General features: G+C 57.9%; 10 protein-coding genes and 4 pseudogenes. 8 read left to right on the forward strand and 6 right to left on the reverse strand.

Annotated features, from left to right (window positions below; genetic code table 11):
* Positions 1-285: 285 nt before the first annotated feature.
* The 5 genes from P6U27_RS31095 to P6U27_RS31115 all read right to left on the reverse strand — a co-directional run bounded on the left by P6U27_RS31095 (position 286) and on the right by P6U27_RS31115 (position 5,924).
* Entirely contained in the window at positions 286-1,074 is a 789-nt protein-coding gene (locus P6U27_RS31095; RefSeq protein WP_407193160.1) for an ABC transporter permease, read from the reverse strand.
* Positions 1,071-1,850 carry an ABC transporter permease gene (locus tag P6U27_RS31100; protein WP_407193161.1) on the reverse strand — a complete coding sequence of 260 codons (780 nt, stop codon included), beginning with the start codon at positions 1,848-1,850 and terminating at the stop codon, positions 1,071-1,073. The genes P6U27_RS31095 and P6U27_RS31100 overlap by 4 nt, the downstream gene beginning before the upstream one ends.
* A gap of 127 nt (positions 1,851-1,977) precedes the next feature.
* A complete protein-coding gene (locus P6U27_RS31105) occupies positions 1,978-3,165 on the reverse strand; it encodes an ABC transporter ATP-binding protein (RefSeq protein ID WP_407193162.1) in 1,188 nt (395 codons plus the stop codon).
* Positions 3,150-4,262, reverse strand: a complete 1,113-nt coding sequence (locus tag P6U27_RS31110) for an ABC transporter substrate-binding protein (protein ID WP_407193163.1) — start codon at positions 4,260-4,262, stop codon at positions 3,150-3,152. Before P6U27_RS31110 ends, P6U27_RS31105 begins: the two co-directional genes overlap by 16 nt.
* A 183-nt stretch (positions 4,263-4,445) precedes the next feature.
* Positions 4,446-5,924, reverse strand: coding sequence for a PLP-dependent aminotransferase family protein (locus P6U27_RS31115; RefSeq protein WP_407194510.1), 1,479 nt, complete (start codon positions 5,922-5,924; stop codon positions 4,446-4,448).
* 243 nt (positions 5,925-6,167) lie between these two features.
* Between P6U27_RS31115 and P6U27_RS31120 the strand changes: the two genes are divergently transcribed.
* The 6 genes and pseudogenes from P6U27_RS31120 to tnpC all read left to right on the forward strand — a co-directional run bounded on the left by P6U27_RS31120 (position 6,168) and on the right by tnpC (position 13,464).
* The gene (locus P6U27_RS31120) at positions 6,168-7,547 is read left to right on the forward strand and encodes an aspartate aminotransferase family protein (RefSeq protein ID WP_407193164.1); all 1,380 of its coding nucleotides are present in this window, start codon (positions 6,168-6,170) and stop codon (positions 7,545-7,547) included.
* Between the two features lie 434 nt (positions 7,548-7,981).
* Positions 7,982-9,559, forward strand: coding sequence for a gamma-glutamyltransferase family protein (locus tag P6U27_RS31125; RefSeq protein WP_407193165.1), 1,578 nt, complete (start codon positions 7,982-7,984; stop codon positions 9,557-9,559).
* 116 nt (positions 9,560-9,675) lie between these two features.
* On the forward strand, positions 9,676-10,761 hold the full coding sequence (locus P6U27_RS31130; RefSeq protein ID WP_407193166.1) for a M24 family metallopeptidase: 1,086 nt from the start codon (positions 9,676-9,678) through the stop codon (positions 10,759-10,761).
* 585 nt (positions 10,762-11,346) lie between these two features.
* The gene (gene tnpA, locus P6U27_RS31135) at positions 11,347-11,748 is read left to right on the forward strand and encodes an IS66-like element accessory protein TnpA (protein WP_407193167.1); all 402 of its coding nucleotides are present in this window, start codon (positions 11,347-11,349) and stop codon (positions 11,746-11,748) included.
* Positions 11,749-11,798: 50 nt separating this feature from the next.
* Positions 11,799-12,091: pseudogene (tnpB, locus tag P6U27_RS31140) on the forward strand (IS66 family insertion sequence element accessory protein TnpB).
* Between the two features lie 45 nt (positions 12,092-12,136).
* A pseudogene (tnpC, locus tag P6U27_RS31145) lies at positions 12,137-13,464 on the forward strand (IS66 family transposase).
* A 76-nt stretch (positions 13,465-13,540) separates the two neighbouring features.
* On the opposite strand, the pseudogene P6U27_RS31150 reads toward tnpC, so the two are convergent.
* A pseudogene (locus P6U27_RS31150) lies at positions 13,541-13,855 on the reverse strand (transposase); the annotation flags it as partial.
* A gap of 5 nt (positions 13,856-13,860) precedes the next feature.
* On the opposite strand from P6U27_RS31150, the pseudogene P6U27_RS31155 reads away from it, so the two are divergent.
* A pseudogene (locus P6U27_RS31155) lies at positions 13,861-14,082 on the forward strand (IS110 family transposase); the annotation flags it as partial.
* Positions 14,083-14,533: 451 nt separating this feature from the next.
* Entirely contained in the window at positions 14,534-14,737 is a 204-nt protein-coding gene (locus P6U27_RS31160) for a hypothetical protein (protein WP_407193168.1), read from the forward strand.
* Positions 14,738-14,804: the final 67 nt, after the last annotated feature.

Consider the following 14,804-nt stretch of genomic DNA (forward strand, 5'->3'; position numbering starts at 1 on the left):
CCGGATTCGGAGGCGGCGAGGTGCGCAGGCGATCTGCGTCGAGGGCCCGTCGGCCATCTCAAGGCCGAGCACCGCATGGGCCGCAACTATCTCTGGTATCGTCAAAGCGGTGCGATCAATGCCGTCCTTGCCCCCCGGCTATAACTTCAGCCTCCTGCTCAGGCGCTCAGGCTCTCGTTTCACATTCCGTTTCGCCCTACTTGCCCCCCCGCTCGCACCTCACGTGGCGTCAGACAGTCCACTCCATTCGTTCGCCTGTTGGTGCGATTCTTCACATCCGCTTCACTATTGACGAATATTAGTCGCCCGATGCCAAATTAGATGTACACTGGCAAGGATTAGAGTTGTTATCAAGACTATGAGCGTCGATACCGCCGCGATCGTTGGATCAATCTGAAAGCGTAGCTCGTCCCACATGCGGCGGGGCAAAGTGACGGCGTCAGATCCCGACAAAAACAATGCTACGACCGTTTCGTCGAATGACGTAATAAATGCAAATAACATCCCGACCAGCACGCCTGGTCGAACCAGCGGCAACGTCACCTGCCAAAACGTGCCGGCAGGAGTCGCCCCGAGACTCATTGCTGCCTGTTCAAGCTTCGGATCGATGCCAGCGAGGCTCGCGCTCACGCTGGTCACAACAAATGGCACAGCAAGACAAGTGTGCGCCAGCACGATCGCTACCGGACTGCCGACGAGGCCGTAGCGGGCGAAGGCGTAGTAGACGCCGATTGCGACCACGATGACCGGCACTACGAGTGGCGAAAGAATGAGACCTGTCGCAAGCACGCGAATGGCTCGCGGCAGGCGAGCAATTCCAATCGCAGCAAGCGTTCCCAGGCTCGTCGAAAGCATGACGACCGCAACCGCCACCCAAACACTGAGCCAAGTTGCATCGAGCCAATCGGCATTGCCGAAGTACGCCCGGTACCATCTGAGGCCAAATGCCGGCGGCGGAAAAGACAGGTATGTGGCAGAGGAAAACGAAACTGTGCAAACGACAGCGATCGGAAGCGCAAGAAAAATCAGGATCAGCGTGACGATCACGTTCGCTAACGGTCGGAGGACGCTCATCGCATATTCATCCGGAATGCGTTGCCCACGCCGGGTAACAACTGGGCGAATGCTATCAGTAAGAGCGCCGTCGCGAGCAGCACGCTCGAAAGAGTGGCTGCGTACCCCCAATTTAGCTGCTCGACTTGCTGAGCGATCAACATAGAGAGTGTGATATCACGCGAACCGCCTACCATTGCGGGGGTGATGTAGAACCCAAGCGCCAGGACGAAGACCAGCAGCGCGCCTACACCCACACCTGGCATGGATAGAGGCAGCGTGACTTGACGGAACGTCGCCCACGGTTTGGCGCCAAGGCCAGAAGCGGCACGGGCCAGCATGGGATCTATCTGCCGAAGCGCATTGGCAATTGGCAGGATCATGTACGGCAGCAGGATGTGCGTCATCGCGATCTCGGTAGCCAAAGTCGTGTTGAGCAGTTGAATCGGTCGATCCACCAGACCGACATGCATAAGAAAGTCGTTAATTAGGCCATTGCGGCCGAGCAGCACCATCCAAGCGTAGCTGCGCACCAAAATTGATGTCCAAAATGGCAGCAAAACCACGATCATAATGAGAGGTGCGGTTGAACGGCCGCGAGACAGCGCGAGCGCCACCGGGTATCCTAAGATCAGCGTGGCTAAAGTGACTACAAACGAGGTCTTGAGAGTAAGCCAGAACACTTTCAGAAAGACGAAGTCGAGGGGAAGCGCAGCGTAGTGATTCAGCGACCACGCGGGATCGTTCAGGCTGCGCATCAGCATCGCTATGACGGGAATAGCGTAGACGACTGCCATGAATCCCAACAAGGGCGCGGACAGAAGCAAGGGAACAACCCACGAAATCTTGTGTTTCGATGCGCGCCCTGGGGCTATCCGGAAGATGCTAAATGACCGCGCCGATATGAGTTTTTCGGACATGACTTTAGACAACGATCGTGTCGGCAGGCGACCACGTTATATCTGCGCGCTCGCCGGGAACTCGACGTCGAGTGGCCGCACTTGAGGGCTCCTTAAGTATCAGCGAGGTGCCTCCGTCCGTTTCAAGCAAATAGCGGCAGCGCTCGCCGCAAAACACCGCCTCGGTCACAGTCACGCGTGTTCGGTTGGTAGCGCCTCCAGACCCAACAAGCCCATCGGCGAAACGTAGACGCTCGGGCCGTACGGCCACGGTTATGTTAGCGCCCGTTGGCGGACACTGCGAGCTCATCGCTCGTATCAACGCGCCTTCGCACTCAACTACTACGACATCGTTTTCTAACCCGCGTACGAGTGCCGGCAAAAAATTCGATTCGCCAATGAAGCCGGCCACGAATCGGTTACAAGGTCGGTCATAGAGAACCTCGGGGCGACCGACCTGCACCACCCTGCCTTCGTGCATAACCGCGACGCGGTCAGACATTGTAAGCGCCTCATCCTGATCGTGCGTCACAAGGATACAGGTAATCCCTAGCTCTGCATGCAGTCGGCGCATCTCCAGCTGCAGATTCTCGCGCAGCTGCTTGTCGAGAGCACCTAGAGGCTCATCCAAAAGTAATAGTCGCGGATTGAAGACGACGGCACGGGCGAGGGCAACACGCTGTTGCTGCCCACCCGACATCTGCCGGGGATAGCGGCCGCCATAGCCCCCTAGGTGCACTAGCTCGAGCGCCTGTCCCACAAGTCTCGTCCGTTCCGCTTTGGGTACTCCTCGCTGCTTTAATGGAAAGCCGATGTTCTCTGCCACGGTTAGGTGCGGGAAAAGCGCGTAGTTTTGAAAAACCATTCCGATGTTACGACGATAAGGCGGCATCCCGACCACCGACACGCCGTCGATCGCAATGTCACCGGCCGAAGGAGCCTCGAAACCCGCGATCATCATGAGCGTCGTAGTCTTTCCCGATCCGCTCGGGCCTAACAGGGTCAGGAATTCGCCGGACTGAAGGTCCAGTGACACTCCAGTCACCGCTCCGATTTTGCCGTAACTTTTCTGCAGGGTATTAAGCGATACCGAAGCCCCACGGCCAGAGTGGTGCCCAAGCGAGATCGAAGACCGAACACCGTCGTCTTTGGTGGGGGACAATCCGTTCACATCACGTAACGATGAAAGAGCACGCATTAACTCAATAGCCATTTGTTGAATTTCGCAACCGCAGCCTCTCGATTCGCAATCCACCAGTCGTAACTGTAAGGCACAAGCTGTTTCTTGATCTCGGGTGCACTCGGAAGCATCGCAAGCCGTTGTGGCGGAAGGTACTCGATTGCACCTTCGTTCACCGTTCCAAAGGGACCGGCGAGCGCGAACCGCGCCTGGGGCCGCGCCATTGTTGAATATGCCACAAATTTCATGGCGTTTATCTTATTTTTGGCGCCCTTAGGCACCCCCCATGCATCGCGTTTAGCCAGACCTTGATTCCAGCAGATAGCCACCGGCACGCCGTCCTTTTGCAGCTGCTCCATGCGGCCACTGAAAACCGTCGTCATCACGACTTCGCCGTCAGTGAGCAACTGAGCGGGCTGAGCGCCAGTGTCCCACCATTTGATAACGTGCTGCTTGATCTTGCTGTAGCTTTCTAGAGCCTTATCGACGTTGATGGGATACACGCTTTCAGCCGGAACTCCGGCTGCCATCAAAGCGAATTCCATTTCCGGGTTGTTTGAGCCCACGGCGCCGGTCAGCGCACGCCCGCCCGGGAATTTCTCGATATCCCAGAAATCGGCCCAATTCTTGGGAGAAGCTCCCTTAAACGCGTCGGTGCGATAAGCCGCTACCTGAGCCCAAAGGTTAAACTCCAGCCCATACTCAAAACCATGCTCCTTCTTTACGCTTTCGTCGACCAACGAGTAATCAACCTTCTCGAAATAATCGCCATTCTTCATCAGATTCATAATCGAGCCGCGGCTAGCATGCATCACGTCCCATTCGACATTTCCGGTGTCAACCATCGCCTTCAGTTTGGCTGCGTCCGCAGTAGGAAAGGCACGAACCTTGATGCCCGTCGCTTTTTCGAACGGGCCGAAAACAGCTTTTTGTAGTGCGTCCTGCGTTGCACCTCCGAAGCTAGCCAGGCGGATCTCTCCCGACCCCTTCAGACTGCTCGGGATCTCGGTATCGTCTGGCCATGCACCTTCCGCGAGACTCGATCGCATGACGAAAGGCGCGGCGGCAACCCCGGCCGCTAACTTGAGTGCCGATCGGCGGCTCAAACTGGAGATTAAATGTCGGCTCACGAGCGTCTCCTCAGCTTTTTGCTCTCCTCATGAAGGCAAACCTAATTCGCGTTCCGCTCCGCATCTTCTTATCTGAAGCTTGGTAAGGCGGTGAATGCATATCAGACCTGCGAGCGCTTCGGCGGAAGGACCAGAAGTTTTCAAACTGACCAGACCAGTCCGGATTTAGCGATGTAGGCGCGGCTAATGGCGCGCGAGACAGGCAGCGATAGTACCGACGAGACGACTGGCGGCCTCTGTTTGAACTTGCCCGAACCCAACAATGAATCCTTGTCGCGCTGGATCGGTCAAATAGCACTGCGATAACGCTTGGACGAAAACCCCGGCCGCACGTGTACGCGAAGCGGCTTCGATATCGCTAATCCGCGCCGCAAGCGACTGAGTGAAAAAGGCGACGAAGTGCAGTCCGATGCCGGACGTAGGTATGTCGAGGTCGTCTGCGAGTTGGTGGCGAAATTCGTGGACGACCGCGTCATGCCGTTCGGCATAGACTGCGCGCATCCGACGCACGTGGCGGATGAGCAGGCCACTTCGTAGGAAATTGGCCAATGCGAGCTGGAGGTGTGTGGACGTGTGGAGGTCGATGCGGGCCCGGCCTCGTGCAAAAATATCCGCAAAGACCTTGTTCGCGACGAGATAGCCGATACGCAAACTCGGAAACATGATTTTGGAGAAGGTACCAACATAGATCACGCGGCCCGTTTTATCGAGCGACTTCAATGACGCAATCATGTTGCCCGGCTGACGGAATTCGGAATTGTAGTCGTCTTCGATAATCCAAGCATCTTGCTGGTGTGCCCATTCAAGCAGTTGAAGGCGACGCTCCAGACTTAGCATCATGCCAAGCGGATATTGATTTGACGGCGTGACGATGGCGAGTCTCGCGTTTGGCGCGCGCTTGATCGCTTCAGAGACGATCAGACCACTTTCGTCGACGGGAACCGGAACAAGCTGTCCTCCGGCGGCGCTGCAAGCCCAGCGCGCTTCTGAGAAGCCCGGCTCTTCGAGCCACACCGCATCTCCCGGATTAAGGAGCATCCGTGCGAGCAGATCGAGGCTGTTGGCCGTGCCAGATGTGATGACGATCTCTTCGGGCCTACAGAGGAGCCCGCGAACGGAACCGAGGAAATCCGCAACTGCGTCCCGCAATCTCGGTACTCCCTGCGGCGCTGGTGCGAGCAGAAGCTGCCTTTCTGGCGCGCGCCAAGTTTGCCGCAATATGCGTGCCCAGGCATCGAATGGGAATGATCCGATCTCCGGCGCGCCGGGACTGAATGGAGACATCGGATTGATTTCATAGTCGTCCGAGAGAAGCAGTTTCCAGACGTTCGAAAACTGCTCGACGCGCAAGCGCGGCGGGGTGCGATAGGGGGAGTGGGTCGAAAGACGCTGATGGCCGCAAACAGGTGGTTCCAGCGCGACCTTGAAACCACTGCGATCTACAACCTCGAGATATCCTTCGGCGCACAGCAGCTCGAGCGCGTCATTGACGACCGAACGTGAGCAGCCGATCTCGAACGCAATAACGCGAGAGCCGGCGAGGAGTGATCCGTTCGGCAACTCACCGCCAAGAATGAGGTCTCGAAGATATTGCGCGATCTGCTGGTGGAGTGGGATCGCTCCGGCTCTCTCAAGTCTCAGCCCGGCTAGCGATTTGCGCATCGACAACGGTTTCCGCTCCGCCATAACCTGGTATTCTCAAGGGTGCTTTTTTTGCAAACCTATCACATCCAAAGTACGAAATGCCAGCTGTTGCGATTGTATGCTGGTCTGTCGAAAACACAATAATCTGGATATTTCGCGGCAGCAATCGATGCCGTAACGTCAGCGATACCTACGTCGGCTCGCCGCCGCGGGCTCGCAAACGCCGCAAGCGCTCCTCCTTTAATCTTCCAGAGTACCGCCATGACTAAAATGAAGATGCAGACACCCTCCCTCTGTTCGGGTGAAGGATCGATCCGCCGGTTCTATGCGCCATACGATGCCATTCGCTTGCCGACGGTTGCCCGAGCGGAGGGCGTCTACATGTGGGATACCGCAGGGCGGAGATATATCGATGCTTCGTCTGGGCCCGTGGTGAGCAACATCGGCCATGGCAATCGCCGCGTGATTGAGGCGATGTACGAGCAGGCAAAAAAGGTCACCTATGCCCATCGTACTGTCTTCGAAAATGAACCGAACATCTTGCTTGGCGATCTGGTCACTAGGCTCGCGGGACCAGGACTTGAGCGTGCTTACTTCGTTTCCGGTGGATCGGAAGCGACCGAGACTGCAATCAAACTCGCCAGGCAGTATGCTGTTGTACGTGGCGACGCAGCGCGCTGGAAGGTCATTAGCCTCGACCCTGGCTATCATGGCGCCACCCTGGGCGCCTTTGCGATCAGCGGCGATCCGCAAACGCAAACGGTATTCGGAGCCTTGGCCAGAGCGATGCCAAAGGCACCGGCGCCGTTTAGATATCGGCTGCCACCGAACCACGATTCGGACAGCTATGCTCGATATTGCGCCGCAGCGCTCGAAGAGCTTATCGTGCGCGAGGGCCCTCAAACTGTCCTCGCCTTTATGATGGAGCCCGTCGGCGGGCTAGCCACGGGCGCGTTGGTCGCGCACGATGAATATTACCGGACCGTACGCGAAATCTGCTCGCGCCACGGAGTTTTGCTCATCTATGACGAGGTTATGAGTGGTGCCGGTCGCACCGGCGCTTTTCTCGCAGCTCATCATTGGCCTAATGCCAGGCCAGATCTCGTGACACTCGCGAAAGGCATTGGAGCCGGCTACACTCCTCTCGGCGTGGTGCTCGCCCCTTCTGCCATGGTTGATACTGTGGTTGGCGCTGGCGGATTCCTGCATAGCTACACCTATGCAGCCAACCCTCTCTCGTGTGCGATTGGGCTCGCAGTCGTTTCGGAGCTGATAGACCAAAATCTGATGGCGAATGCAGGCGCGATGGGTTCGCGAATGCGCCAGCGACTTGAGGAATTGCAGGCAACAAGCGGCATCATTGGGGATATTCGTGGCAACGGCCTCCTGATGGCGATCGAGATAGTCGCGAACAAGGAGACGAAGGAAATGCTGCCGGCGGAGCGGCAGGCCGTCTATCGGATCGTTGAACTTGGCATAGAGCGCGGGCTGCTGCTTTACTCGCGGCGCACGGCGAACGGAAAATTTGGGGAGTGGTTGATGATCTCGCCGCCCCTGACGGTCACGGACGAGGAGGTCGACGAGATAGCGCGCCTGATCGGTGAGACGCTGGCCGCTTACGAGAAAGAGCTCGCGTCATAGAGACTATTAGTTGCGCTCACGCTCGATGTTCTACGCTCCGCGCCGTCACTGGCAGTGTACTACAGAAATCCGAACGCAGTTGCCTCCGAAGCATAAAAGGGATCTCGACTTCGAACGTGGTGCGAGAGTATCGCCTTTAGCGATCACACTGCCTGGTCAAGTCAGTAGATTGCCGCAATCCGCGTGGCAGACCCGGAAGCGCAATGACGGGGCGCAACGAATGCTCTCAACTGCAAAAGGGCGATTTAAACTCGCCCCCACTTTGGTCGACACCGATCGAGTTGGCCGCATGTCTGTTCCTTCACCATGCGCGACGGCCGCCAGCTGCAAGACGATCAAACTCGCGACAACGAGACCTCATGCGCACATGATCGCGCAGGGAAGCTCAGATCATCAAAACCTCCCCGAATTCGACGATGTTGAGGAGCCCTGAAGTGAGAGACAACGCACCCAATTTCGAGGTTCCACGGCGCTCCACCCAATATGCGCGCGATCAGATGGTCGCGACCTCGCATCCGCTAGCCACACTTGCCGCGCGCGACGTGCTCAACGCTGGGGGGAATGCGTTCGATGCAGCGGTTGCAGCCAACGCCGTTCTTGCCGTTGTCGAGCCTGCGATGACTGGTATCGGCGGAGATGGTATGGTGATTTTTTCCACGCCTGATCACCCTCAACCGCGAGCGTATAGTGCTTTGGGAACGGGTATCGCTGATCCAGCAAGCGGCGTAGTTGCCTCGAGGACCGCCTTCCCTGGCTGCGTAGACATTTGGGATACCCTGGCGCGGGATTTTTGCTCGTGGTCGTTGGCCGACCTGCTCGCCCCTGCAGCTGCCTTCGCGAGAAACGGCTTCGTCGTCTCGGAGAGAACAGGAGCCGACTGGGCCCGCTTCGCAAGCACGCTTAGTGCCGATCCAAACGCGGCACGCCATTACCTCAAATCCGACGGAGAGCCATTTCTTTGCGGAGATGCATTCAAACATCCCTCCCTTGCGGAGGTCCTGACCAAAATCGGTCGTGAAGGTCGCGCCGCCTTCTACGAAGGGGAAGTCGCCGCAGAATTGATAAAGGCATACAACGCGTTGGGGGCTAACGTAAGCGCCAGGCACTTGGCGGACTATCGTGGTGCTTACGTGGATACAATTTCATCGCCTTATCGAGGATTCGACGTTCACATTTGCCCTCCCCCCTCGGCCGGGGTTGTAGCCCTACTCATATTACGCCTGTTCGAAAGATTGGGTTTCGCCGACAAAACTATGCAGCAGCGCACGCGGCTCCATTTGATGATTCAGGCGGGAAAGCTCGCCTATGCCGCCCGTGATCGTATCCGTTACGACGCTTCGACCGGCCAATATAGTGCCAACGTACTGTTTGATGATAATTTTGTTGACGAGCTAGCGGTCAAAATTGCTACAGGTCCAGTAGATCACGAAAAGGCCTCTCCATCGTTTTCGGGCCCCCACGAGACCACCTATCTCACGGTCGTCGACAAAGCTCGCAATGTGGTGTCGTTCATGTCGACCCTGGTCGACTTCTTCGGTTGTCAAAAGGCCACGCCGGATTCTGGTATTCTACTGAATAGTCGAGGCGAATATTTCACAACAAACGCACAGGATCCAAACCTCTACGCGTTCGGTAAGCGTCCGTTATCCTTTTCCATGCCAGCTATGGTCTGCCAACAGGGCAAACCATTTATCAGTGGTGGCGTGGTTGGAGGAGTGTTCCAGCCGATGGGCCTAGCGACCGTGCTTTCTCGCATAATCGACCAGGGTATGTCCGCTCAGCAGGCCGTCAGTGCGCCGAGAATCTTCGGCCGACCCGATCAAGTGGAATACGAGAGTGGATTCTGTTCGGAGACGGTCGCGGCTCTTGCCAAGCTTGGACACAACTTGGTCCCTCGTTCTCAAGGGCCATTCGCACATGAGGGGCCTCTTGGAGCAGCTCAGGTGATAGTCTTGCGCGATGGCATTCTGGAAGGCGCGGCAGATCACCGAAAAGACGGGCTAGTCATTTGACGCGATCAGCCCAGTAGGCACCATCTGAACGTACTGCAGGGTGAGACGCGGTCGTGAATGAATATCCATTCAGTATAGACGAATACCAAGCGCGCCTGTCGCGTGTCAGAGAGGGCATGGCGGAGGTGACGATAGACGTCTTGCTTGTAACGGTACCTGAAAATATATTTTATCTTTCGGGATATCGCACTACGGGGTACTACGTCGCTCAGTGCTTAGTCATTCCGATTGCAGGAGACCCATATTTCGTTGTTCGAAATATGGAGTTTCCGAACGTAAAAAAACTTTCCTGGTTGAAAGACGGTTACCCTGTTCCTGACATCGCGAACTACGGTGATGAACTCGCGAGCCGTATACGGGATATCACGGAGAAAGGCTCGCGCATCGGTTTCGAGGAACAAGGGTTCTTCCTGCCACCTGCTTTGCTTGCGACCATACGCAATAGCTTAGTTGACCGGAAACTCGTGCCGACCAGTGGCATCGTAGAACAAGCAAGAAGAATAAAATCACTCCAGGAACTTGCATACATGTCCATGGCTGCGAAGGCCGCTGACGCCGGCATGGAAGCAGGTGTGGAGGCTATCGTTGCCGGACGAACGGAAAATCATGTAGCTGGGGTCGCTTATCTGGGGATGATGCTGGCAGGAGGCGAGTACCCCAGTTCGAGTCCATATGTGGTTGCGGGGCCTCGTTCAGCTCTCGGGCACAGCACCTCCGAGCGAGGGGTCATAAAGCGCGGCGACGTCGTATACCTAGAGGTTGGTGGTTGTTGGTTCCGTTATGGTGCAGCGATAATACGCACCGTCTCGGTGGGGCGGCCCGCGTCGGAACTTCAGAAAGCAGCCGATACGGCTCTCGGGGCCCTCAATGCTATGCTTGATTTTGCCAAGCCGGGCGTAAGCTCTGGAGCGGTCGATGCTGTCGGACGAGGGATCGTAGAGCGAGCCGGCCTGGCGAAATTCTGGCCACACAGGGCGGGATACTCTATCGGCATCGGCTTTCCACCCGGATGGGGTGAGGGTCACATAATAGACCTGAAGCCATTGGATCCCAGAATACTTGAAGTGGGGATGACGTTTCATTCAGTTCCCGTAATTTACATTCCAGGTCTTGGTGCCGTCGGCTTTAGCGAGACCTGGACTTTAACCAGTGCCGGTGCGCAAGTGCTTACCAACACGGCCAGGAAGTTAATTGCAATTTGAAAGTCTGCCATGCGAGAGAGCATGAAATTCTGACATGGCGAGTGGGTCGATCCTTATCGGGCTGAAGACGCTGAAGTGATCAACCCGATAGCGACTTCGCTAAGAATGTCGCCGCCAGCGTGGTCAGCATGGTAGGCAATTCGCGCCAAACCTGCGGCGCGCCCGAATGCTGCTGCCAAATGACATGACCGTCGCCCGCGAGAAGATCATTGGCGACTGTGTCGCCTTGCAGGTACGCATCCGGCTAAGGCCCGGCTATGGCCGTTCTTGGGGGGAAGGCTGATGGTGTGCTTAAGCGGCGTGGGCGACGCTTTGAGGCTGCCAATTCCAAGGCAGCAGTGCATTGATGCGCTTGCCACGGTGATCTGGTAGGCACCAGGACGTCGGCAAGCTAAGCCTGCGGCTCAATATCATTGAGCTTGGCGGTAGCAATAAGGCTGTAGATGGTAGCCGTAGGCCGGTATGCGCAAGCGTTCCTGCAGCGCAAGACCATTGATCGTACGCCTCCGACGAGGACCGTCTTGCGTGACGGGTGGTAATTCGCGAAGCGTGTGACCTTAAGTCTAGCTTTAAGGTCATCAGGCGATGCGGGTCGAGGTTTTGGGCGGGCTCGAGCGGCGGCGGCGTTGGTCGCAGGACGACAAGGCACGGATTGTCGAGGAGACGCTGGCACCGGGCGCGAAGGTAACTGAGGTTGCGCGGCGCAACGGAGTAGCGGCCAGCCTGGTGTTTACCTGGCGTCGCCAAGCACGGACATCGGAACAAGTTGCACCATCTTTTACGCCGGTGCAGATCGCCGCCGTAGCAGCCTCGGCTGAAGAAACTCAGAAGCTTTTGCCTACGGTTGATGGCCGAGTTCGTTCGGCGGCAGCTGCGCGTACTGGATTGATAGAGATCGATCTCGGCAACCGACGGTGCATCCGGGTGGATGCGCACGTCGATCCGGAGGCGTTGGCGCGGGTCCTCGATGTGCTTGGACGCCGATGATTTCTGTACCAGGGAATGTGCGAGTGTGGCTGGCTACAGGCTACACGGATATGCGCAGAGGCTTTCCATCGCTGGCCCTCCAAGTGCAGGAGGTGCTGCACAAAGAACCGCTTAGCGGTCATTTGTTTGTCTTCCGTGGTCGCCGCAGCGATCTTGTGAAGGTGATCTGGCACGATGGTCAGGGAGCCTGCTTGTTCACAAAAAACTCGAGAGAGGAAAGTTTATCTGGCCATCGGTTGCCGGTGAAGCGGTAACGATCTCGCTGGCGCAGTTGAGCTACCTGCTGTCCGGGATCGATTGGCGGAATCCGCAAGAAACCCAGCGCCCGACGCGGGTCGGATAATCGTTTTGGGTTTGAATCTGATGCTCGATCTGATTCAATGGCTTCATGACATCGAAGCCGGATGATCTTCCGTCGGATCTCGCAAGCGCCTACCTTGCGCTGCTGGCCGAGCGCGAGGCGTTGCAGGCTGAACGCGATGTGGCAGTCGCGGATGCCGCCAACGCGCGGGCGGAGCTGTCGGACAGCGAGGTGCTGATCGCTCATCTTGAGCTACGGATCGAGAAGCTCAAACGCGAACTGCACGGGCAGCGCTCCGAGCGCACGGCGCGGCTACTCGAGCAGTTGGAATTGGAGCTCGAAGAACTCGCCACCACGGCGACCGAGAATGAGCTGGCTGCGCAGGCTGCCGCGGCAAAAACCCAGAGCGTGAGCGCCTTCACGCGCAAGCGGCCGGTGCGCAAACCGTGGCCGGACGACATCGAACGTGAGCGCGTCGTCATCAAGGCTCCAACGACCTGCGCCTGCTGCGGCGGATCGCGGCTGGCGAAGGTCGGCGAGGATGTGACCAAGACGCTGGAGGAGATTCCGCGGAGGTCATCGAGACGGTACGCGAGAAGTTCACCTGCCGCGATTGCGAGAAGATCAGCCAGCCGCCGGCACCGTTCCATGCGACGCCCCGCGGCTTCATCGGCCCACAATTGCTGGCGACGATTTTGTTCGACAAATTCGGCATGCATATCCCGCTCAACCGCCAGAGCGTGCGCGGCTTCGAGCCGTTGTTCGACCCAAAAAGGAAAGCAATGCCGATCACGCCGGCATTTTGCCTGGCCCATGCGCGGCGGGGATTCTTCGAGCTGGCTGACATCGAGAAAGCCGCCCGGGAAGGCAAGGGCAAACCGGTCTCTCCGATCGCGCTGGAGGCGGTCAGGCGTCTGGATGCGTTGTTCGAGATCGAGCGCGCCATCAACGGCCGTAGCGCCGACGAGCGGCGTGCCGTGCGCCAGGAGCGGAGCAAGCCGCTGCTCGACGACATGCACGACTGGCTGCTCCGCGAGCGAGAAAGCCTCTCGCGCTCCGCCGAGGTCCTGAAGCCCATGAACTACATGCTTAAGCGCTGGGACGACTTCGTCCGCTTCCTCGACGATGGCAGGATCTGCTTGACCAACAATTGCGCTGAGCGTGCATTGAGAGGCATTGCCTTGGGAAGGCGCAACTGGACCTTCGCTGGCAGCCAGCGTGGCGCCGATCGTGCAGCTATCATGCTGACGATGATCACGACCTGTCGCCTCAACGACGTCGATCCCAAGGCTTGGCTCGCCGACGTCCTCGCCCGGATCGCTGATCTTCCCACGTCGCGTCTGCGCGAACTGCTGCCCTGGGAATGGAAGCTCCTGCACCAAGCCGGCAAGTCCGCTAATCAGCAAGCCGCCTGACCCTTCACGCAACGCCATCGTAGAACTCGCCGTGCTCGCGCGCATGCGTCAATCAGGCGGCCTTCGTCGTATGCGTACCATTGATCTCGCGCTCAATGGCGAACAGAACATCGATGCGCTTGACCGCCTCGGCCGCGATCAGCGCCTTGGTGAGCCGCGCCATATCAAAGAACTTGCGTCTCCCATGCGCCCAGCACGCAGCCTCGATGATCGGGCCGCCCTTGCGATTGGCCTCGTAGAGCCTGCCAAAGCCGGCTTAGGCATCGGCCTGCATCAGCCCGGCATAACCCGCCAGATGTTGCTCCGGATGCGCACCGCCACGACCGGGCGAGTAAAAGAGCTCGGCCGCTGGCGGTTCTGGGCCGGCAAACGGACGGTCGTAGCGCACATAATGAGATGGACAGTCCCGCCCTGTCGAAAGAGCACCCCAAGGAGGACGAGCTATGGCTATTCCACTGGATTACAGCGGATGGAGAGATTATCCGCAAGAAGCTTGCTCGGGGGAAGGTTCTCGATTTCTTTTCACGGCTTCCTAGTTGTCTGGTTGGTCTTGAGGCTTGCGGCCACCATTGGGCTCGTGAACTAATAAAGCTGGGACACAAAGCACGTCTGATGCCACAGATCAAATCGGAAAGGTGGGCGACATCGTCTCGGAACCTCCGAGCGACTTCATATCGGTACACCCGGGCGACTTCGTCGGAATCCGCACACACCCGCCCGACGCAATGGGGATTACCGCGGCCGTTCATCTGCCAGCGCCTACACCGCGGCCTTCAGCGCCGCCGCATCGACCGTGCCCGTGATCCGCATCCGAGCCCCGGCCGCAAACTCGATCTCGATCGATCCGCCGCTGCTGGACGGCGCGACTGGACAAGGCATCGGCTCTGATTCCGCGACCACTACCACCGGTACGAAGCCAGGTTGATCGGCGGCATCCTTCGGCTCAGACCGGAACGACCGTCGCCATCGCAGCAGCAATGAGCGCGAAACGCTATATCGCCGCGCTGGCATCGAAATCCGTTCTCCTATCGCCGGCCTTGGACCTCCGTAAGCGTAGCGTAGAGACCCATTGGATTGTTTGTGCGGAGTCAAGCCGTCGGGGCTGTCGGCAGTCTTCATCGGCAATCGGGCGCTAAAGACGCCTGGGACCTATCTGGGCCGCGTCGCCCGCTATATTGCCCGCAAGATCGACGGCGATGTCTGGCTCAAGGAGATGGTGCTCGCTCCGATCCTGCACCTTGGCCAGGCGCGTGCGCGATCAGAAACAGCATAGCAGTGGACCGAAGTAGCGGCAGCGCGCTTAGATAATAACCCGGGCCCATGACTCTTAGGTTCGCTGA

The organism is Bradyrhizobium sp. STM 3566 (assembly GCF_045571445.1).
Classification (GTDB): domain Bacteria; phylum Pseudomonadota; class Alphaproteobacteria; order Rhizobiales; family Xanthobacteraceae; genus Bradyrhizobium; species Bradyrhizobium vignae.

Coding starts and splice junctions, on each gene's coding strand:
- P6U27_RS31120 (WP_407193164.1), top strand. CDS start 6,168: ATGACTAAAATGAAGATGCAGACACCCTCCCTCTGTTCGGGTGAAGGA.
- tnpA (WP_407193167.1), top strand. CDS start 11,347: ATGCGGGTCGAGGTTTTGGGCGGGCTCGAGCGGCGGCGGCGTTGGTCG.
- P6U27_RS31105 (WP_407193162.1), bottom strand. CDS start 3,165: ATGGCTATTGAGTTAATGCGTGCTCTTTCATCGTTACGTGATGTGAAC.
- P6U27_RS31130 (WP_407193166.1), top strand. CDS start 9,676: ATGGCGGAGGTGACGATAGACGTCTTGCTTGTAACGGTACCTGAAAAT.
- P6U27_RS31115 (WP_407194510.1), bottom strand. CDS start 5,924: ATGCGCAAATCGCTAGCCGGGCTGAGACTTGAGAGAGCCGGAGCGATC.
- P6U27_RS31095 (WP_407193160.1), bottom strand. CDS start 1,074: ATGAGCGTCCTCCGACCGTTAGCGAACGTGATCGTCACGCTGATCCTG.
- P6U27_RS31100 (WP_407193161.1), bottom strand. CDS start 1,850: ATGGCAGTCGTCTACGCTATTCCCGTCATAGCGATGCTGATGCGCAGC.